This is a genomic window from Clostridium sp. UBA3061, from assembly GCF_002367465.1.
In the GTDB taxonomy this organism is placed as follows: Bacteria; Bacillota; Clostridia; order Clostridiales; family Clostridiaceae; genus Clostridium_J; species Clostridium_J sulfidigenes.
Map to the genome: position 1 here is coordinate 174,595 of NZ_DFCF01000015.1, position 20,999 is coordinate 195,593.

Consider the following 20,999-nt stretch of genomic DNA (forward strand, 5'->3'; position numbering starts at 1 on the left):
ATGGTAAATCCTTTTGATAAATTAAAAATTAATAGATTAGGGTTTATAGGATTTAAACATAGGGCCATACAAATGGATAAGGAAATGATACAAAGTATATTAAAAGCTAGAGATGATGATACCTACAAAGGAGATTATGGACAAGCATTTATAATAGCTGGCTCTATGGGCTTTTCTGGTGCTGCATATCTTACTACTCAAAGTGCAGTAAGAAGTGGCGCTGGATTAGTGACCCTTTGCGTTCCTAAAGAAATACAGGAGATAATGAGCATAAAGTTAAATGAGGCTATGACAATCAATTTTGAGCAAAGTGAAAAAATAGGTAATATTATGGTTAAGTCTAATTGTATTGCTATTGGACCAGGAATGGGGAATGCTAAGTTAACTTTTAATATAGTGAAAAGTATGATTGAAAATGCAGAATGCCCTATTGTAATAGATGCGGATGGACTAAATGTACTACAGGGAAAACTTGAATTGCTTCATAGTAAAAATAATAGCATTATATTAACACCTCATTATGGGGAGATGGCAAGATTAACTGGATTATCTGTTGATGAAATAAAAGAAAATAGGGTAGAAGTAGCAAGGAATTTTGCTTATGAGTATGATGTAATAGTTTTATTAAAGGATCATAGAACTGTAATAACTGATGGAACACAGGTTTTTGAGAATACTACAGGAAATAGTGCAATGGCATCAGGTGGAATGGGAGATACTTTGACAGGAATTATAACTTCATTTATTGCTCAGGGATATGATGCTCTAGAAGCTACATGCATTGCTACATTTATACATGGATATTGTGGTGATAGGCTAGCAGAGAATATGTTCTGTGTCAATGCTACCCATATTATAGAAGAATTACCTTTTGGGATAAAAGAAATTTTGGATAGTAATTGATACATAGAAATAACTGTGGATTATAATAAAATAAATATGGTTATAGAGAGTAGAAAACTATAATAAACATATAGTGTAATAAGTAATTGGAGGAATTTATGAAAAAAAGACTAACTTATACACTATTTATTATAGCTATATGCCTAACCATTGCAGTGGCTTTATTCATTAAAGGAAGAACAAGGACTTTAGATGAGTATAATGTAATTGATTCCTTAAGTGAGATTAAAGCCTATAAGAGTGATATAACTATAGAGGTCGTAAATGACAGAGAAACAAATAAGTATGAAGGGTTTCAAACCTATAAAAAAGATATAGGATATAAACTGGATTTAAAGGATAAGAGATCTTTTACTTTTAAAGGTGATGAGATACTTGTTAAAGATAAGGAGAATATCAAAGAGTATACCTTAGATAAAGGGTTTGATGAAGTATTTAAATATGGATTTATTGGTGAATATATAGGATTAATATATACAAATGAACAATTAGAATTTGAAACTGAAACAATAAATAATAGTGAGTGCTTTGTGATAACAACAGTGATTCCTGGAAGCAATAACAACATTTGCCAAGGTAGCTTATATTATGATATTAAAAATAATAGACCGAAGAAAATAATAATCTATGATAATAAAGGTAGAGAAAGAATTATATATACTTATGAAAACTTTAACTGGACTGATAAGGTTGAAGATGTGGAGTTAGATTTATAACAATGATACAAAACAGTAAGAGCGAATCTAGTATTTACTATGAGGTAGTTCTTGACAACTGGAAAGGTGAGCAAGGTGAGTAATATGGAAAAAAAGATAAGACCCTCTTGGGCAGAAGTGGATTTAGATGCTTTAAGGAATAATGTAAGTGAAGTAAAAAGGGTTTCAGAGGGGAAGGAAATAATTGCTACAATAAAAGCTGATGGATATGGACATGGAGCTATAGATATATGTAAGTCTATGATGGATGAAGGTATAAATAGATTTGCAGTAGCTATTGTTACAGAAGCGGTAGAACTAAGAAAAGCTGGTGTGGAAATTCCTATTATTATATTGGGATATACACCAAAGGAATTTTATGATGAAGTTATTGATTTAAACCTAGAGCAAACTATATATGATTATGAAGATGCTAAAATACTTTCAGACATAGCTATAAAGAAGAATAGCATAGCTAAAATTCATATAGCTGTAGATACAGGTATGGGGAGGATTGGATTTTTAACAACGAGGGAGCAGGCTAGGGAAGTACATAGGATAACTAAGTTAAAAGGAGTAAGAATTGTAGGAATATTTACTCATTTTGCTACTGCTGATGAGAAAGACAAAACTTATGCTAGTTTTCAAATAGAAAAATTTAATATATTTAATATATATCTTGAAGAATTAGGTATAATTATACCCTTTAAGCATGTAAGCAATAGTGCTGCTATAATAGATTTTCCTGACTTACCATATGATGGAGTTAGAGCTGGTATTATGCTTTATGGATATTATCCTTCCAAGTATGTTAATAAAAATAATGTTAACTTAATACCTGTTATGTCGCTAAAATGTAAAATTGTTCATTTGAAAAAAATACAGGAAGGCGATTATGTAAGCTATGGTAGATTGTATAAAGCACCTGCAGAACGGATAATTGGAACTCTTCCTATAGGATATGCAGATGGCATTTCGAGAGCATTAACAGGGGTGGCTAAAGTAATTGTGAATAGTAAAATAGTACCTGTTGTAGGTCGTATTTGTATGGATCAATGTATGATAGATGTAACAGATGTACCTGGGGTGAAGATTGGGGATGAAGTTATATTAATTGGAAAAGATAATATAGGGAATGTTATAACAGCAGATGATATAGCAGAATCTATAGGTACAGTCAATTATGAAGTAATTTGTGATATAAGTAAGAGAATTCCAAGAATATATACAAAAAACGGTAAAATTTTCAGTGTAAGAAACTACGTATAGTAAAAAGTATAAAAAAATGTTGTAAAAAGTAGAAATTGAGGATAATTTCTTTGACATAATAACAATTGATGATTTATAATTAAGTTGTACATAAAGTTGTTATTTAAATTGGAGGTAATGAAATCCATGGGTAGCTCAAAGAAATTTATTCTGAATTTTGGTAGTAGTTTTTGCGAAAAATTTAATGATGTAGATAAAAAACAATTTATAACAAATAGTAAATTAATTATGGATTATGGAATAGTATATAGTGAAGGCTATAATAGTAATAGCTATATAGAGAAAATGAAACAAGGATATTTAGCTATGAGAGAATTAAATTTAGAATTATCAGAATATGGCTTTGAGAGTTATATTAATGACTTAAGTGAATATGAAGCTAGCCTTTAGGAGTGTGAATGCCTAATGACAATTGTTATAAAGAGAGGCGATATATTTTATGCTGATTTAAGCCCAGTGGTTGGATCAGAACAGGGTGGAATAAGACCTGTAATAATTATACAAAATGATGTGGGAAATAGATATAGTCCAACTGTGATAGTTTCAGCTATAACCTCTCAGATAAATAAGGCAAAACTTCCAACTCATGTAGAGATTTCTTCTGAAGAATACGGATTAAATAAAGACTCGGTAGTTTTGCTAGAGCAAGTTAGAACTTTAGACAAAAGAAGATTAAAAGAAAAGATAGGTCATATGACCGATGAAGATATGATTAAAGTTGATGTTGCTCTTAAAATTAGTTTAGATTTAAAAATGTAAAAATAAGCTTAATATTAAGGGGCTGTTTCAAAATACACTAAATCTTAATTGGATGTGGAGTATGCACTAACAACAATATTTTAGTGAAACTTAACATTTTATAGAGATTAGTGAATTATTTTGAAATAGCTCCTTTTAAATTAAATCGGTAGATGGACAAAAAAATATAAAGTATTTATTACTTTTATAATGATAGAAGTATAGTTGTATTTAATTGAAGTGTAAGGTAAATAATATATTAATAATTATTGGAGATTTCTTATAATGAAATGTATGGATAAAAGTAAAATTTCAACTAAATAGTTGAGAATAAATAAATTATTGATATAATGGGTTTAGAAGAAAATCAGGGAGGGATAAGCAATGGAAAAGTCATTAATAGCATTAGAGAATATAGCGAAAGTTTTAAGAAAAGATATTATAAAGATGGTAACAGAGTCAGCATCTGGTCACCCAGGCGGTTCTCTATCAGCTGTAGAAATCATTACTACATTATATTTTAATGAAATGAATATTGATGTAGAAGACTCTAAGAATCCTAATAGAGATAGATTTGTATTATCAAAAGGTCATGCTGCACCAGTTTTATATGCAGCTCTTGCGGAGAAGGGTTTCTTTAATAAAGAAGAACTTATGAAATTAAGAAAAACTGGAGCAATGCTACAAGGTCATCCAAATATGAATTACATACCAGGAGTAGATATGTCTACAGGTTCATTAGGTCAAGGAGTTTCCGCTGCGGTAGGTATGGCACTAGCAGGAAAGCTTGATAATAGCTCATATAGAGTATATACCCTACTAGGAGATGGAGAATTAGAGGAAGGTCAAGTTTGGGAAGCAGCTATGTGTGCAGCTCATTACAAACTAGACAATTTAACAGCTTTTGTAGATTATAATGGACTTCAAATAGATGGAGATATTGATAAGGTTATGAATCCTAATCCTATAGCAGATAAGTTTGTAGCATTTGGATGGAACGTGATTTATTTAGAAGATGGTCATGATTTAGTTAAGATAAAAGATGCTATAGAAGCTGGAAAAGGAGTAAAAGATAAGCCTACAATGATAGTTTGTAAAACAATTAAAGGAAAAGGTGTATCTTTTATGGAGAATCAGGCAGGTTGGCATGGTTCAGCTCCAAGTAAAGAGCAGTGTGAAATAGCATTAAAAGAGATTGGGGGAGAAGAATAATGAAAAGTGTTGCAACTAGAGAAGCCTATGGAAAAGCATTAGCAAGAATAGGTAAAGAAAATGAAAATATAGTAGTTCTTGATGCAGACTTATCTAAGTCTACTAAAACTGCTGATTTTAAGTCTGTATGCCCAGAGCGATTTATCAATATGGGGATTGCTGAAGGTAATATGATGACTGTGGCAGCGGGAATGGCAGCTTGTGGAAAAATTCCTTTTGCATCTACTTTTGCTATATTTGCAACAGGAAGAGCTTTTGAACAAATAAGAAATTCTATATGTTACCCTAAATTAAATGTAAAGGTATGTGCTACTCATGCTGGTCTAACAGTAGGAGAAGATGGTGCTTCTCACCAATCTGTAGAGGATATTTCATTAATGAGAAGTATACCTAATATGGTGGTGATTAGTCCAAGTGATGGAATTGAGGCTGAAGCAGCAATAGAAGCTATAACAAAATATGAAGGCCCTTGCTATGTTAGACTTGGTAGAAGTTCGGTACCTATAATAAATGATAATGAAGATTATAAGTTTGAAATTGGTAAAGGAATAACTTTAAGAGATGGGAAAGATGCTACTATAGTTGCAACTGGAATTATGGTAGAGGCAGCATTAGAAGCGTACAATATTTTGGCTGAAGAAGGCATAAGAGTTAGAGTTATTAATATACATACAATAAAGCCTATAGACGAAGAATTAATAACAAAAGCTGCAAGAGAAACAAATCTTATAGTTACTGCAGAAGAACATAGTATCATAGGTGGCCTTGGTTCAGCAGTGGCGGAAGTAGTAACTACACATTGTCCAGCTACAGTTTTAAGAGTTGGAATAAAGGATACTTTTGGTGAAAGTGGTAAGCCTGCAGAATTATTAAAAGCTTATGGATTAACAGCATTAGATATAGTTAAAGCAGTTAAGACTGGAATTAGTATGAAATAAAAAATAAAATTGAATATGGAAGAAATCTAAGGAGACTTAGGTTTCTTTTTTTTATAGCCTATGATATAATTTATAAATAATTTGAAAATTCGATTTACTAAGGAGAGCGTTATAGATGAAACAAGATGTTAAAGGATATATGAGTGATGTAGTCTTTTGTTTTAAATTGTCTTTAAAATTAGTTATTATACCCGTAGTTTTAGGTATAGTTATTAGTTGTATATATCTATTAGTTAAAGGTCAATCTATGGAACTTTATGGAATACTTAGAGGAATAAGAAATACAGGAATTATATTTTCTTGTGGAGGATTATTTGTATCAGCATTAGCATTTCTACAACCGACAAAGTTATTGAGACCTTTAAGCTATGAGAAAACTTGGAGACAATATCTTTATAAATTTGGTTTAGTAGGAACTATATTCTGCACCTTTGCATTATTAGCAACATATTTCTTAGTATACGATATGCTAATTCATAACTTATATGTGTAGTTTACATACATAAAGAAGCATGAGTGGAAAAAAATATATATATTTCCACTCTTTTTTTATGAAGAAAAATAAGAATTTATTATTTTTTAACTTATGTAGGACTTGCATTTTAAATTTTTATGTTATAATATACACAGATAAAAAGTAAAAAGTCGAGGAGAGTTAATAATTATGATAGATTTTAAAAATGTTACTAAGGTTTATAATAACAATGTACTAGCTTTATCTAATTTAAATGTACATATTGACCAGGGTGAATTTGTTTTCTTAGTAGGCCCAAGTGGAGCAGGAAAATCTACCTTTATAAAGATGTTATTAAAAGAAGTTGATCCAACAGCGGGTTCGGTTATAGTTGCAGGATCAGATTTAACAAAGCTAACAAGGAAAGAAGTGCCTTATTATAGAAGAAAAATTGGAGTAGTGTTTCAAGATTTTAGATTGATACAAAGTTTGAATGTATTTGATAATGTAGCTTTTGCACTAAGAGTTATAGGATCAAGCGAAAAGGATATACAAAAAAAGGTTCCAGCAGTGCTTTCAATGGTAGGATTATCAAAAAAGAGAGATGCTTTACCTACAGAGTTATCAGGTGGAGAACAACAAAGAGTATCTATAGCTAGAGCTATAGTAAATAGTCCATCATTATTAATTGCTGATGAACCAACAGGTAACTTAGATCCTGAAACTTCATTAGAAATTATGGATATTTTAAGTGATATTAGTAGAGCTGGAACTACCATTGTTATGGCAACCCATGCAAGAGACATAGTTGACTCTATGAAAAAGAGAGTTATAGCTATTGAGAAGGGTGTTATTGCCAGAGATGAGGAAAGGGGGAAATATGGTTATGAAATTTGATTCTTTTAAATATTCATTTAAGGAAGCACTTAAAAGTATAAAAAGAAATAAAACTTTAAGTATAGCATCTATAGCTACAGTAACAGCTACACTTTTTTTATTAGGAGCTATAACACTAGGAGTTGCTAATGCAGATAAATTAATTACGCAATTGGGATCCATGGTTGAGGTGAAAATCTACTTAAAAGAGGATATAAGTGATAATAATAAAAATGCTATAGAGAATAAAATTAAAGAAGTAGATGGTATTGATAAGATAACTTTTCAAAGCAAGGAAGATGCTTTGAAGGATGTAAAGGAACAAATGAATGATGAATTAGGTCAGTTAACATCTGGATTTGAGGATAATAATCCATTCCCAGCTTCCTTTACAGTAAATGTTAAAGAGCCGCTAGTAGTAGATAAAGTTGTAAGTAGTATTAAAGATATGAATGGTATTGATGAGATAAAAGATGCAAGATCTATAATTGCAAAAATTTCTAAGCTTACAGATTCATTTAAAATAGGTGCTGCAGTAGCATTTGTAGTTTTTATTATGATATCTCTATTCTTAATAGGAAATACCATAAAAATTACAGTGTTTACGAGAAAAAAAGAAATAGGAATAATGAAGTATGTAGGAGCTACAGATTGGTTTATTAGATGGCCATTTATAATAGAAGGTATGATACTTGGAATATTTGGAGCAGTCATATCGGTAGTAGTACTAGGTTTTATATATTCTATTATAATTAATAATTTAAGCGCCGATACACTATTTGGATTTGATTTAGTAGGTATTTCTTATATATTGAAGGTGATTATTTGGGAATTCCTGGGATGTGGAGTTTTCATAGGTGCTATTGGAAGTATAATATCCATGAGAAAATTCTTAAAAGTTTAAATTATAAAGAACAAATAAGACTAAGAATTTATTTCTTAGTCTTATTTGTGTATAATATAATATATTGGTAATAGAAAGGATTAATAAAATAATTTAAATTTCATAGTATTATTATCGGGGATAAAAAGTAATAATAAATATATGAGAATGAGAGGGTGATTTTTATGGATGGTAAGAAAAATAAATGGAAAAGAGTAACGGGTATAGTGGCTCTTTTGATAGTGACAAATTTAATTACTTTAGGATTATCTAACTATATATCTTTTAAGTTACCAGATGGTAAAGTTATAGTTAGTAGAAAAACATATGAAAATATAGTAGACTTTGAAAAGTTATATACTATAAAAGATAAATTAGATAGATATTATTTGGGTGAAATTGATATTAATAAACTTATAGATGGAGCAGCAGCGGGAATGACAGAAGCTGTAGGAGACCCATATACAACATATATGAATGCCGAAGAGTTTAAAGACTTCTATTCTCAAACAGAAGGAAATTATGTTGGATTAGGAATACAGGTAGGAGTTAAGGAAGATAAGATAGTTGTAGTAGCTACCTTTGAAAATTCACCTGCAGAAAAAGTGGGAATACTTTCAGGGGATATAATTGAAAGCGTAAATGGTACAAAGGTTGAAGGCAAGGACTTAGAAAAAGCAGTGAAAACTATGAAAGGTGAAAAAGGAGAAGCTGTAGAACTTACTTTATCTAGGGAAAACAAAGGTTCTTTTAATGTTAAAACTGTAAGAGATGAAATAGAAATGATAACTGTAAAGAAAGAAATGATTGATAGTCAAGTAGGATATATTCAGGTAACTATGTTTGATGAAAATACATCTAGCAATTTTGAAAATGCAATTAAAGATTTAAACTCAAAAGGAATGAAGAGTTTAATAGTAGACCTAAGAGAAAATCCAGGAGGATTATTAGATCAAACTGTGAATATGTGTTCACAATTTATTCCTAAGAATAAGAATATAGTTTATACGGAAGATAAGAATGGAAATAGGAAGGATTATAATTCAGTAGGTGGAATTGCTGAAGGATTACCACTTACTATATTAATAGATGAGGGGAGTGCAAGTGCTTCAGAAATATTTACAGGAGCTATAAAAGATTATAAGTTAGGAACTTTAGTAGGTACTAAGACCTTTGGTAAGGGTGTTGTTCAAACAACTTTTTATAGGGATAGAGATGGATTTAGAGATGGAACTGCATTGAAGGTTACTATATCAAAATACTATACTCCTAATGGACAGAATATCCATGGTATAGGAATAGAGCCAGATATTTTAGTTGAGTATCCAGAAGAACTAAAAGGGAAAGCCTATGATAAATCAGTAGATCCTCAATTTGAAAAGGCTTTGGAAGTGGCAAAAGAAAAGATTAAGTAATAAAATATAGGGTATTATAATAGATATTAGTATTTTTATTATAATAAATACTAATTAAAATAAGTTAACATATAGAAAAATAATAAAATTAATTTTATAGTTTCAAGTAGATAAATGATGATGTAAAATTAAGTATCTATTATAGTAGATACTTAATTTTACTTATGCACATCTACTCTTTGTTACATAATGAGAAGGAGAAAAATAATGGAACTTTTAAAGTATACTTTGCAGCAGGTGTCCTATGCTATTGTGGAGCCGTCTTATGCGCTTATATTAATAATGATGGCTGTTGTATTCTATATGAAAAATAAAAAAACTACAGTGATGGAAAGATTAATTATGGGTAAAAACTCGTCAACTGCTTTTGAACTTACTGTGTCACAAATAGTTATGGGAATATTGGGAGGTGTAGTAGCTAGTTTAATTCTTACATTTTTGGGAATTACTTTTTATGAAACTTCTAATATATTTCTAATATTTATATTATCAGTAGCGTTAATGTTCTTTAGTCCCAAATTAGTTTGTCTTTCATATTCAGGAGCTATTTTGGGACTATTATCAATACTGTTGTATTTTATATCATTAATCATGGAGAATCCAAGTTTAGATGTACTAAAAATGGATATAACTAATTTATTGGTATTGGTTGCAGTAATGCATATTGTTGAAGGGTTATTAGTAATCTTTGATGGGAAAAGAGGTGCTATACCTGTATTTGGATCAAGAGATAAAAAAATCATAGGTGGATTTGCATATAGAAGACAATGGATATTACCAATGATAATATTATTAATGGTACAGGCTACTAGCGCCAATACAGTTATGGGGGGAAGTGTAAACACTCCAGAGTGGTGGCCAATAATTAATCATAATAAAAACATGTTGATTTTTGCTACTATGGTAATTGGTGCATTACCGATTTTTGCAGGAGTTAATTATGCTACCATAACATTTACAAAAAGTAAAAAAAATAAGCCAATATTCTCAGGACTATTAATTTTAGGCTATGGTACTGTATTAATTCTATTATCTTTTCTTGGGGATATAAATAAGATTTTAGATGTAATAATTCTTACATTGATGCCTGTATTACATGAGTATATGTTATATATTGATCGCTTAGCAGAAAAGAAAGGTAAAATAAAGTATGTGAGTAATGAAGAGGGAGTATGTGTTCTAGATGTAGCCCATGATTCAATAGCTAAAAATATGGGGGTTAAAATGGGAGATTTAATATTAGAAATAAATAATATTAAATTATATAAGGATGAAATTATATTTAATATGTTAGAACGTCTTCCAGATATTATAAATATGAAGGTTAGAAGAGAAAATGGATCTATGGAAGAATTAGAATGTAAAGTAAAAAACAATAAAGAAAAATTAGGAATTGTTATAGTTCCTAGAGAAGTTCCAAAGCAGGCTACTGTAGCAAAGCCAGGAGGTTCTAGTTTTTCTGATATTCTAAATAAAATTAAAGAAAAGAAAGATAGTAACGATAAAGAATAATTTTTTATAAAAAGATGAGGTGATGTATCATGGGTCAGTTTAAGATTCATTCAAAATTTAAGCCAACTGGAGATCAACCTGAAGCAATAGATAGTATAGTTAAAGGAATCCTTGAAGATAAAAAATATCAAACTTTACTTGGAGTAACAGGATCAGGGAAGACATTTACTATGGCAAATATTATTGAGAGAGTTCAAAGACCAACTTTAATTCTTGCTCATAATAAGACTTTAGCAGCTCAATTATGCTCTGAATTTAAAGAGTTTTTTCCAGAAAATGCTGTTGAGTACTTTGTTTCTTACTACGATTACTATCAACCAGAAGCTTATATGGCTCAAACTGACACCTATATAGAAAAGGATGCATCAATAAATGAGGAGATAGAAAAGCTACGGCACTCAGCTACTTCAGCCTTGATAGAAAGACGAGATGTTATAGTTGTGGCTTCTGTATCATGTATATATGGGCTAGGAAATCCAGAGGATTATAGAAAGCTTACTGTATCTTTACGAGAAGGTATGATTAAAGATAGAAATAGTGTTATTAGTCAGCTAGTGGATATTCAATACGAAAGAAATGATATAAATTTTGTAAGAGGAACCTTTAGAGTTAGAGGAGACGTGCTAGATATATTTCCAGCATCATCAACTAATAAAGGGATAAAAGTTGAGTTTTTCGGAGATGAAATAGATAGAATCCGTGAGTTTGATGTATTAACAGGCAATATAATTAGTGGAAGAAAACATGTATCTATATTCCCAGCATCACACTTTGCTACATCAAAGGAAAATTTAGAAAGAGCTATCTCTCAAATTGAATTTGAATTAGAAGAGAGATTAAGGGAGCTAAAGGATGAGGATAAGTTATTAGAAGCTCAAAGATTAAAACAACGAACCAATTTTGATATAGAAATGATGAGAGAAGTAGGTTATTGTACTGGAATAGAAAATTATTCTAGAATATTAGATGGAAGAGAAAAAGGAACACCACCACAAACTCTTATTGACTATTTCCCAGATGATTTTCTTTTCTTTGTAGATGAAAGTCATGTTACACTACCACAAATTAAGGCTATGTATGGAGGAGACAGATCTAGAAAAACTTCTTTAGTAGAGTATGGATTTAGACTTCCATCAGCCTATGATAATAGACCACTTAAATTTGAAGAGTTTGAAGATAAATTAAATCAGGTATTATTTGTAAGTGCTACACCTGGAGTTTATGAGAATGAACATTCAGCTAATATAGCAGAGCAAATAATAAGACCAACAGGATTATTAGATCCTGAAATTATAATAAGACCAGTAAAAGGTCAAATTGATGACTTATATGGTGAGATTATCAAAACTACTGAAAGAGGGTTTAGAACTTTAGTTACAACTCTTACAAAGAAGATGGCAGAGGACTTAACTAAATATTTAAAAGAGTTAGGAGTAAAAACTACTTACTTACATTCTGATATAATTACTATGGAAAGAATGGAAATAATAAGAGATCTTCGAAGAGGAGATTATGATGTGCTAATTGGAATAAATCTTTTAAGAGAAGGATTAGATATTCCAGAAGTAGCATTAGTTGCTATATTAGATGCAGATAAGGAAGGATTCTTAAGGAGTGAAACATCTTTAATTCAGACTGTAGGTAGAGCTGCAAGAAACTCAGAAAGTAAAGTAATAATGTATGCTGATAATATGACAAATTCTATGGAAAAAACTATAAATGAGACCAATAGAAGAAGAAGTATTCAAGAAAAGTATAATGATGATCATAATATAGTACCTAAGACTATAATCAAGGAAATAAGAGATGTTATAGAAATTTCTACAGTGGCAGAAGATGAAGATTTATATATCAGTGAAGCAAGTAGTGATTTGCTTTTAGATAAGAAGGAATTGACTAAGCATATTACTAAACTAGAAAAAGAAATGAAAGAAGCAGCTAAGGACTTACAATTTGAAAGAGCAGCGATTTTAAGAGATGAGATAGAACGTATGAAGAGAGAATTTAATTTGTAAAGGAGAAATTTATGAGAAATAGTATTTATATAAAAGGTGCAAAAGTACATAACCTTAAAAATGTAGATTTAGAAATACCAAGAGATAAATTTGTTGTTTTTACTGGACTTTCAGGTTCAGGAAAATCTTCTTTAGCCTTTGATACTCTTTATGCAGAAGGACAAAGAAGATATGTAGAATCTCTTTCAGCTTATGCGAGACAGTTTTTAGGCCAAATGAATAAACCGGATGTAGAGTATATAGAAGGTCTATCACCAGCTATATCTATTGACCAAAAAACTACAAGTAAAAATCCAAGATCTACAGTAGGAACAGTAACTGAAATTTATGATTATTTAAGACTACTTTATGCAAAGATAGGTGTACCCCATTGTCCTAAATGTGGCAAGGAGATTACCCAGCAGACTGTAGACCAAATGGTAGATCAGGCAATGGCTCTGCCACCTAGAACTAAGGTTCAAATCTTAGCACCTGTAGTTACAGGGAAAAAAGGAGAACATGTAAAGATCCTTGAGAACATTAAAAAAAATGGATATGTTAGAGCAAGAATTGATGGTGTTCTGGTAGATTTAGAAGATGAAGATATCAAACTAGAGAAGAATAAAAAGCATACCATTGAAATAGTAATAGATAGAGTAGTTATTAAAGATGGAATTGAATCAAGAATTACAGACTCTTTAGAGTCAGCATTAAAAATAGGTGAAGGTATAGCTATCTTAAATGTAATTGATGGAGAAGATATACTTTTAAGTGAAAAATTTTCATGTGTAAGTTGTGGAATAAGTATTGGTGAAATTGAGCCTAGAATGTTTTCCTTCAATTCTCCCTTTGGAAAGTGCGATGAGTGTGATGGACTTGGGACTTTAATGGAGATAGATGAGGATTTGGTGATTCCGGATAAAAGCAAATCCATATTAGGTGGAGGAATTTTAACTTTAGGTGAAGGTAGTTTAAAGGAGGATTCATGGACTCGTGCCATATTAGAAGCTCTTGCTAAAAAAAGAGGGTTTACTTTAGATACTCCTATAGAAGAACTATCAGAAGAAAATTTAAATTCTGTTTTATATGGAACAAATGGAGAAAAATTACGAATAGAGTATACCAAGGAATTTAAAACTGGTATATATAATTATGCTTATGAAGGTATAATAAATAATTTAAAAAGAAGATATATGGAAACTAACTCAGATTACATAAAGAGAGAAGTAGAAGAGTATATGAGTGATAATCCTTGTCCTAAGTGTAAAGGAAGAAGATTATCTAAAGAAGCTCTATCTGTTACTGTAGGTGGTAAAAATATAAGTGAATTTTGTACTATGTCTATTATAGAAGAACTTGATTTTGTAGATGCATTAAAATTATCTAAAAAGGATGAAATTGTAGCAGAACAAGTATTAAAGGAAGTTAAGAGTAGACTTAGTTTTTTAAAGGATGTAGGACTTAGTTATCTTAACTTAAGTAGAGCATCAGGTACTTTATCAGGAGGAGAAGCGCAAAGAATTAGATTAGCAACTCAAATTGGTTCTAGTTTGATGGGGGTTTTATATATTTTAGATGAGCCAAGTATTGGATTGCATCAAAGAGATAATGATAAATTAATAAAGACTTTAAAGCATCTTAGAGACATAGGAAATACTTTAATTGTAGTTGAGCATGACGAAGATACTATGCGAGAAGCAGATTACTTAGTAGATATAGGCCCAGGAGCAGGAGAGCATGGAGGAAAAATAGTAGCTGCAGGTACAGTAAAACATGTGATGAAGTGTAAAGAGTCCATTACAGGTCAATATTTAAGTGGGCATAGAACTATAGATGTGCCTGAAAAATATAGAATTATGGATAAAAATAGAGTTATAAAAGTTAAAGGTGCAAAGGAAAACAATCTAAAAAATATAAGTGTTGAATTTCCATTAGGATTATTTACATCTGTAACAGGAGTTTCAGGGTCAGGGAAAAGTACTTTAGTTAATCAGGTTTTATATAAGGGGTTAAATAGAAAATTAAATGGTTCTAAGAAACTACCAGGAAAACATGAGGAAATTGTAGGTGATGACCAGATTGATAAGATTATAAATATAGATCAAAGTCCAATAGGAAGAACACCTAGAAGTAATCCTGCTACATATACAGGAGTATTTGATTTAATAAGAGAAATTTTCACTATGGTTCCAGAGGCTAAAAGCAGAGGATATAAACAAGGTAGATTCAGTTTCAATGTTAAAGGTGGAAGATGCGAAGCTTGTAAAGGTGATGGAATAATAAAGATAGAAATGCAATTTTTATCTGATGTCTATGTTGAATGTGAAGTGTGTAAAGGAAAGAGATATAATAGAGAAACATTAGAGGTAAAATACAAAGGAAAAACTATTGCAGATGTTTTAAATATGACTGTAGAGGAAGGCTTAGCTTTCTTTGAAAATATACCTCGTATAAGTAGTAAACTTCAAACTCTTATGGATGTTGGATTATCCTATATAAGATTAGGTCAACCATCAACCACATTATCAGGCGGAGAGGCACAAAGAATAAAGCTTGCCTATGAATTATCTAAAAGAAGTACAGGAAAGACTTTGTATATATTAGATGAACCCACTACTGGATTACACATTGATGATGTTAGTAAACTTATAAAAATTCTCCAAAGGCTTGTAGAAGGAGGAAATACTGTAATAGTAATTGAACATAATTTAGATGTAATAAAGTGTTCAGATTATATTATAGACTTAGGACCAGAAGGTGGAGATCAAGGAGGAACTATTATAGTTAAAGGAAATCCTAAAGATGTAATTAAATGTTCTAAATCATATACAGGACAGTACCTAAAAAAGATGATATAATTACTTATAACTAGCATCATAATTTATAATGATGCTAGTTATGTTATATATGTATAAAGGAGTTTTGCTTATGAATATTTTAAAATTCGCATTGAATTTAGGAATAATAGCAATAGTTTATTTTATTATAATCTACGCTTTAAAAATAATGTATACAGATACTAAATCAGTGGGTAAAAGAAGGAATAGAACTAGAAAGGCTACTTCTGGGCTAGAAATAATAGTAGCTGGAGAAAATACAAATCTAAAAAATGGAGGAATACTACCAATAGTAGATAACTTAACTATGGGAAGAAAAAGTGATAATACAGTAATCTTAGATGATAAATATGTTTCTTCTCATCATGTTAAAATTTTCAGAAGAAATAATGAGTATGTGTTGGAAGATTTGGAGAGCACTAACGGAACTAAGGTTAATGATATTAGAATAAAGAATTCCCTTATATTAAAGTCAGGGGATATAATAAAGGTGGGAACTGCTACCTTTAAATTTATGTAGTTATTAGGAGGCAAGTATGAAGGGTATAAAACAAGAAAAAAGAGTGCTTAGATTTACTTATTTGCTTGTAATGGCACTATTTTTTAATGTAGCAATTCTAACTCCAACTATTGATAAGGGTGCAATATTTATAGGAGCAATAATATGTGGTTTATTATGTTATTCCCACTTTGTAATAAGAAGATTTTATCCAGATGGGGATAAATTTATATTATTATTTTCAAATATCCTTGCTGTTATAGGGATTGCTATGATATATAGGTTGGATTTACCCATATCGGGAGGTAGTTATATAGCGGAAGGTACTAGAAGTTTTTTAACAGCTAAGCAAATTATATTTTTTGCTTTAGGTATGACTATGTTTATATTAGTAGTTGTAATACTTCCAGATTTAAAAAGATTTAGTAAGTACAAATATTTATATCTAATAATAACATTATTATTTATGTCCATGGGTACCTTTTTTGGAAAGGAACAGTTTGGAGCTAAAAACTGGGTAAATTTATTTGGGTTCGGTTTTCAACCTTCTGAGTTTGGGAAAATTGCCTTAGTAGCTTACCTTGCTTCAGCATTAAAGGATTATGAAAAGCCTTCGAAGTTTTGGATTAAGATAGGAAAGGCAATTGGATTTAGGAAAGAAAGCTCATATAAATATATAAGTTTAATAGAGCCTGCTATGGTAATGATGATATCATTGCTATTTATGTTAGCTCAAACAGACTTGGGTTCAGCGCTAATTTTCTTTGCCATAGCACTTACTATGCTTTATATTGCTACATCAAATAAAAAGTATGTAATAATAGCATTGCTGTTATTTGTAGTTGGTGGTGTCATAGGATATTACTTATTTTATCATGTTCAGATAAGGGTTATGATATGGCGAAACCCATGGAAGTATGGATATGATGAAGGACATCAGCTTGTTCAATCCCTTATAGCTATAGCAAATGGTGGATTTTTTGGGGTAGGACTTGGAAATGGATATCCAGGATATATTCCAGTAGTAGAATCTGACTTTATATTTGCGGCTATATGCGAAGAATTAGGATTACTTATTGGATTTGCAGTTATAATTTTAAATTTTCTATTATTCTATAGATGTATAAGAGCTGCACTTTACATAAAGGATAAATTTTCAAGATTATTAGCCGTTGGATATAGTACTATGATGGTATCTCAAACACTAGTAATTATTGGTGGTGTAACTGGAGCTATACCTCTTACAGGAATAACTTTGCCTTTTGTTAGTTATGGAGGAAGTTCTATGCTGATAAGTTATCTTTCACTAGGTATAATACAAAAAATATCAGAGGAGAGTAGTAATTATGAATAATCTACAAAAGAACATAAAAAATGTAATGATTGTATTTCTGTTATTATTTATTGCTCTAATCTCTTATATAAGTTATAGTACATTATTTAAAAATCAAATAGCTTTGGATAGTGTTTATAATAAAAGAAATCAAGCGGAGAAAAATAGAGTTCTTAGAGGAACTATTTATGACAGAGATATGAATCCTTTAACTACAGGTGAAAAAACAGGGGAGTTTTCTCAAACAAGAAAGTATGTTGGAGGAGTAGCTTTTTCTCATGTGGTTGGTTATAATGATGCTAAGTATGGGGCTAGTGGAATTGAAAAGAAGTTTGATAAAGAACTTTCAGGACAATCAGTAAATTCTATAAAGGATATATTTTCCAACAAAAAGGATGAGAATAAAGTTGGAAATCATGTAGTGACTACCTTAAATTCTAAGTTACAACAAAGAGCCTTTGAGGTTTTAGGTAATAGAAAGGGATCAATAGTAGCATTAAATCCTAAGACAGGAGAGGTTCTTGCTATGGTGTCAAAACCAAGTTTTGATGCAAATACAATACAAGAAGACTTTGAAAAACTGTCACAACAAGAGGATACACCTTTCTTGAATAGAGCAGTTTCAGGTCTTTACCCACCAGGCTCAACCTTTAAAGTTATTACAGCCATAAGTGCTTTGGAGAATATGTCGGATATAACCAATAGGACCTTTAATGATGAGGGGAAAATTAGTTTTAATGAAAGTGAATACCTAGAAAACTACAAAGGGTATGCTTATGGAAGCATTGGACTTAGAACAGCTTTTTTAAAGTCTAGTAATGTGGTATTTGGTACCTTAGCTATGGAACTTGGAAATGATAATTTAAAGGGAACATCAGAAAAGTTCTTCTTTAATAAAGATATTCCATCAGAAACTCTTACCATTGATAATAGTATTTTCCCAAAATATAAAAGTGATGAGGTTGGTAATATAGCTCAAAGTGGTATAGGACAAAGTGGAGTACTAGCAAGTCCAATAGAAATGGCACTAGTAGCTAGTACTATAGCTAATAATGGTGTAATGATGGAACCTAATGTAGTAAAGGAAATCATAAGTCCGGAAGGGAAAGTAGTTAAAAGCTATGAACAAAAGGAAGCAGCTACAGTTACAACTCCTGAAAATGCAGCATTGCTAAAGGAATATATGAAAGCTGTAGTCAATGAGGGAACTGGTCAGGCAGCAAAGTTATGGAACGTTCAAGTATCAGGAAAGACTGGAACTGCAGACCATGACTCTGGAGATAAGGAGCCACACACTTGGTTTATAGGTTTTGCAGGTTATGATGACCCAGAAATAGCCTTTGCTATAATTGCAGAAGAAGGTGGAAATGATAGCTTTAATGCCAGCGCTATGGCAAAGGAGCTTATGAAATCTTATTTTAGTACAAATTAATATTAAAACTTTTGAAATATAATTATATAATATACCTTATGAGTATTAATCATTGCATTAAAAGTGAAGCTCAATAAGTATTATACTAAAGATGAAACAACTTTTGGATGAGAAGTGAGGTGATTTAATGTTTGATTTTGAGTATCATCTAAAAAATCTTCCAGACAATCCTGGAGTTTATTTAATGAGAAATTCTTTGAGAGAAGTAATATATGTAGGAAAAGCAAAAAATCTTAAAAATAGAGTAAGACAATACTTTCAGAATTCTAAAAATCATAGTGAAAAAGTTAGAGCTATGGTTAAGAATATAAGTGAATTTGAGTATATAGTTACAGATTCTGAAGTAGAAGCTTTAATACTAGAATGTAATTTAATTAAAAAGTATAGTCCTAAATATAATATTTTGCTAAAAGATGATAAATATTTTCCGTTTATTAAAATTACAAATGAAGAATTTCCAAGGGTATTAATTACAAGAAATTATGGAAATGATTCATCTAAATATTTTGGACCATATACGGATGGAAGTGCAGTATATACTATAAATGAACTTATAAAGAAGGTATTTCCTCTTAGAACATGTAGAAGAGTTATAAAGGAAGATGGGCCTAAAACAAGGGTTTGTCTTAACTATCATATAAAATTATGTAGTGGACCATGTGAAGGATTAATTTCTAAAGAGGAATATAAAAAAATTATCGATGATGTGGTGGATTTACTTACAGGAAAGGATACAAAGATTACTAGTAAGATTAAGGCTGAAATGGAAGAAGCAGCAGAAAATTTAGATTTTGAAAAAGCGGCTTCTTTAAGAGATAAGTTGATAGCCATAGATAAAATAAATGAAAAGCAAAAGATTATTAGTAATAATTTTGAAAATGAAGATTTTATAGGTATTTCTCAAGATGAAAAAGATAGTTGTATTCAGATATTCTTTTTAAGAGATGGTAAAATCGTTGGAAGAGAAGATTTTATTTTAGACAATACAGGAGTAGAAGAGCCTGCCTATGTCATAGAGGAATTTATTAAAAACTTTTATGGTGGAACTGCTTTTATACCTAAGACTGTATATGTAAGTCATTGTGATGAAATTGATATCTTAGAGCAATGGTTATCTATAAAGAAGGAATATAGAGTGACTATAAAGGTTCCACATAAAGGAGAAAAGAGAAAGACTCTTGATATGGTAGAAAAAAACGCTAGCCATGCTCTCGAAATGTTTAAGATTAAACATAAAGTAGACAAGGAACTTAATAATGTGGCACTTTCTGAAATTCAAGAGGCTCTTGGGATTGAAGATATGCCTAGTAGAATTGAAGCCTATGATATATCTAATATCATGGGAATGGATTCTGTAGGAACCATGGTAGTATTTCAAGATGGAGTAGCTAAAAGTAGTGATTATAGAAGATTTAAAATTAAAACTGTAGAAGGTGCAGACGATTATGGCTCTATGCGAGAGATATTAACAAGGAGATTTACCCATGGATTAGAAGAAATAAGGAAAATAAATAATAATGGTATGGATTTTAAGTCGGGTAAGTTTTCTATTTTTCCTGATTTGATTATGATGGATGGTGGAAAGGGACAAATTAATATAGCACTTCAAGTATTGGAGGAGTTAAATATTAATATACCTGTATGTGGCATGGTGAAGGACGATAAGCATAGAACAAGAGGACTTATTTATAAAAATAAAGAAATTCTGTTAAAGCCATCTTCCAAGGCTATGCTTTTAATAACTAGGATTCAGGATGAAGTTCATAGATTTGCCATTACATATCATAGAACCTTAAGAGATAAACGTACTTTATTTTCTATATTAGATGAAATACCTAAAATAGGAGAAAAGAGAAGGCGTGAACTTCTAAAAAAATTTGGTAGTATTGAAAATATAAAAAAGGCTACCTATGAAGAGTTAATGGCTACACCTTCTATGGATGGGAAAGCTACTGAAAGTATAATTAATTATTTTAAGAAAAATAGTTAATAACCATATGTCAGCATAA

At 30.7% G+C, this 20,999-nt stretch carries 18 protein-coding genes; all 18 read left to right on the forward strand.

From position 1 onward, the window contains the following. The 18 genes from B2P65_RS14895 to uvrC all read left to right on the forward strand — a co-directional run bounded on the left by B2P65_RS14895 (position 1) and on the right by uvrC (position 20,980). Positions 1 to 903: an NAD(P)H-hydrate dehydratase gene (locus B2P65_RS14895; RefSeq protein ID WP_346847686.1), complete on the forward strand. Its 903-nt coding sequence runs from the start codon at positions 1 to 3 to the stop codon at positions 901 to 903. 98 nt (positions 904 to 1,001) lie between these two features. Beyond that, positions 1,002 to 1,619 carry a germination lipoprotein GerS-related protein gene (locus tag B2P65_RS14900; protein WP_346847685.1) on the forward strand — a complete coding sequence of 206 codons (618 nt, stop codon included), beginning with the start codon at positions 1,002 to 1,004 and terminating at the stop codon, positions 1,617 to 1,619. Positions 1,620 to 1,703: 84 nt separating this feature from the next. After that, a complete protein-coding gene (gene alr / locus B2P65_RS14905; RefSeq protein ID WP_346876645.1) occupies positions 1,704 to 2,867 on the forward strand; it encodes an alanine racemase in 1,164 nt (387 codons plus the stop codon). Positions 2,868 to 2,993: 126 nt separating this feature from the next. Continuing rightward, positions 2,994 to 3,257: a hypothetical protein gene (locus B2P65_RS14910; protein WP_051823997.1), complete on the forward strand. Its 264-nt coding sequence runs from the start codon at positions 2,994 to 2,996 to the stop codon at positions 3,255 to 3,257. Positions 3,258 to 3,272: 15 nt separating this feature from the next. Then, entirely contained in the window at positions 3,273 to 3,626 is a 354-nt protein-coding gene (locus B2P65_RS14915) for a type II toxin-antitoxin system PemK/MazF family toxin (RefSeq protein ID WP_035132183.1), read from the forward strand. Positions 3,627 to 3,989: 363 nt separating this feature from the next. Continuing rightward, positions 3,990 to 4,817 carry a transketolase gene (locus B2P65_RS14920; protein ID WP_035132181.1) on the forward strand — a complete coding sequence of 276 codons (828 nt, stop codon included), beginning with the start codon at positions 3,990 to 3,992 and terminating at the stop codon, positions 4,815 to 4,817. Continuing rightward, positions 4,817 to 5,755 (forward strand): transketolase family protein, encoded by a 939-nt coding sequence (locus B2P65_RS14925; protein ID WP_414632266.1) that lies wholly within the window; start codon positions 4,817 to 4,819, stop codon positions 5,753 to 5,755. The genes B2P65_RS14920 and B2P65_RS14925 overlap by 1 nt, the downstream gene beginning before the upstream one ends. A 115-nt stretch (positions 5,756 to 5,870) precedes the next feature. Then, complete coding sequence (locus B2P65_RS14930; protein WP_346847683.1) at positions 5,871 to 6,248, forward strand: hypothetical protein; 378 nt, start codon at positions 5,871 to 5,873, stop codon at positions 6,246 to 6,248. Between the two features lie 171 nt (positions 6,249 to 6,419). Further along, positions 6,420 to 7,106 (forward strand): cell division ATP-binding protein FtsE, encoded by a 687-nt coding sequence (ftsE, locus tag B2P65_RS14935; protein WP_035132175.1) that lies wholly within the window; start codon positions 6,420 to 6,422, stop codon positions 7,104 to 7,106. After that, on the forward strand, positions 7,096 to 7,989 hold the full coding sequence (ftsX, locus tag B2P65_RS14940; RefSeq protein WP_346847682.1) for a permease-like cell division protein FtsX: 894 nt from the start codon (positions 7,096 to 7,098) through the stop codon (positions 7,987 to 7,989). Before ftsE ends, ftsX begins: the two co-directional genes overlap by 11 nt. A gap of 164 nt (positions 7,990 to 8,153) precedes the next feature. Further along, positions 8,154 to 9,383: a S41 family peptidase gene (locus B2P65_RS14945; RefSeq protein ID WP_346847681.1), complete on the forward strand. Its 1,230-nt coding sequence runs from the start codon at positions 8,154 to 8,156 to the stop codon at positions 9,381 to 9,383. Between the two features lie 207 nt (positions 9,384 to 9,590). Further along, positions 9,591 to 10,895: a PDZ domain-containing protein gene (locus B2P65_RS14950; RefSeq protein WP_346847680.1), complete on the forward strand. Its 1,305-nt coding sequence runs from the start codon at positions 9,591 to 9,593 to the stop codon at positions 10,893 to 10,895. 29 nt (positions 10,896 to 10,924) lie between these two features. After that, positions 10,925 to 12,910 (forward strand): excinuclease ABC subunit UvrB, encoded by a 1,986-nt coding sequence (gene uvrB / locus B2P65_RS14955; protein WP_346847679.1) that lies wholly within the window; start codon positions 10,925 to 10,927, stop codon positions 12,908 to 12,910. Positions 12,911 to 12,921: 11 nt separating this feature from the next. Continuing rightward, on the forward strand, positions 12,922 to 15,747 hold the full coding sequence (uvrA, locus tag B2P65_RS14960; protein WP_346847678.1) for an excinuclease ABC subunit UvrA: 2,826 nt from the start codon (positions 12,922 to 12,924) through the stop codon (positions 15,745 to 15,747). A gap of 70 nt (positions 15,748 to 15,817) precedes the next feature. Next, positions 15,818 to 16,246 (forward strand): FHA domain-containing protein, encoded by a 429-nt coding sequence (locus tag B2P65_RS14965; RefSeq protein ID WP_035132164.1) that lies wholly within the window; start codon positions 15,818 to 15,820, stop codon positions 16,244 to 16,246. A 16-nt stretch (positions 16,247 to 16,262) separates the two neighbouring features. Beyond that, on the forward strand, positions 16,263 to 17,579 hold the full coding sequence (locus B2P65_RS14970; protein ID WP_346847677.1) for an FtsW/RodA/SpoVE family cell cycle protein: 1,317 nt from the start codon (positions 16,263 to 16,265) through the stop codon (positions 17,577 to 17,579). Further along, the gene (locus tag B2P65_RS14975) at positions 17,572 to 18,990 is read left to right on the forward strand and encodes a peptidoglycan D,D-transpeptidase FtsI family protein (protein ID WP_346847676.1); all 1,419 of its coding nucleotides are present in this window, start codon (positions 17,572 to 17,574) and stop codon (positions 18,988 to 18,990) included. The genes B2P65_RS14970 and B2P65_RS14975 overlap by 8 nt, the downstream gene beginning before the upstream one ends. Positions 18,991 to 19,117: 127 nt before the next feature. Beyond that, positions 19,118 to 20,980 carry an excinuclease ABC subunit UvrC gene (gene uvrC / locus B2P65_RS14980; protein WP_346880427.1) on the forward strand — a complete coding sequence of 621 codons (1,863 nt, stop codon included), beginning with the start codon at positions 19,118 to 19,120 and terminating at the stop codon, positions 20,978 to 20,980. The last annotated feature ends 19 nt before the right edge of the window (positions 20,981 to 20,999 follow it).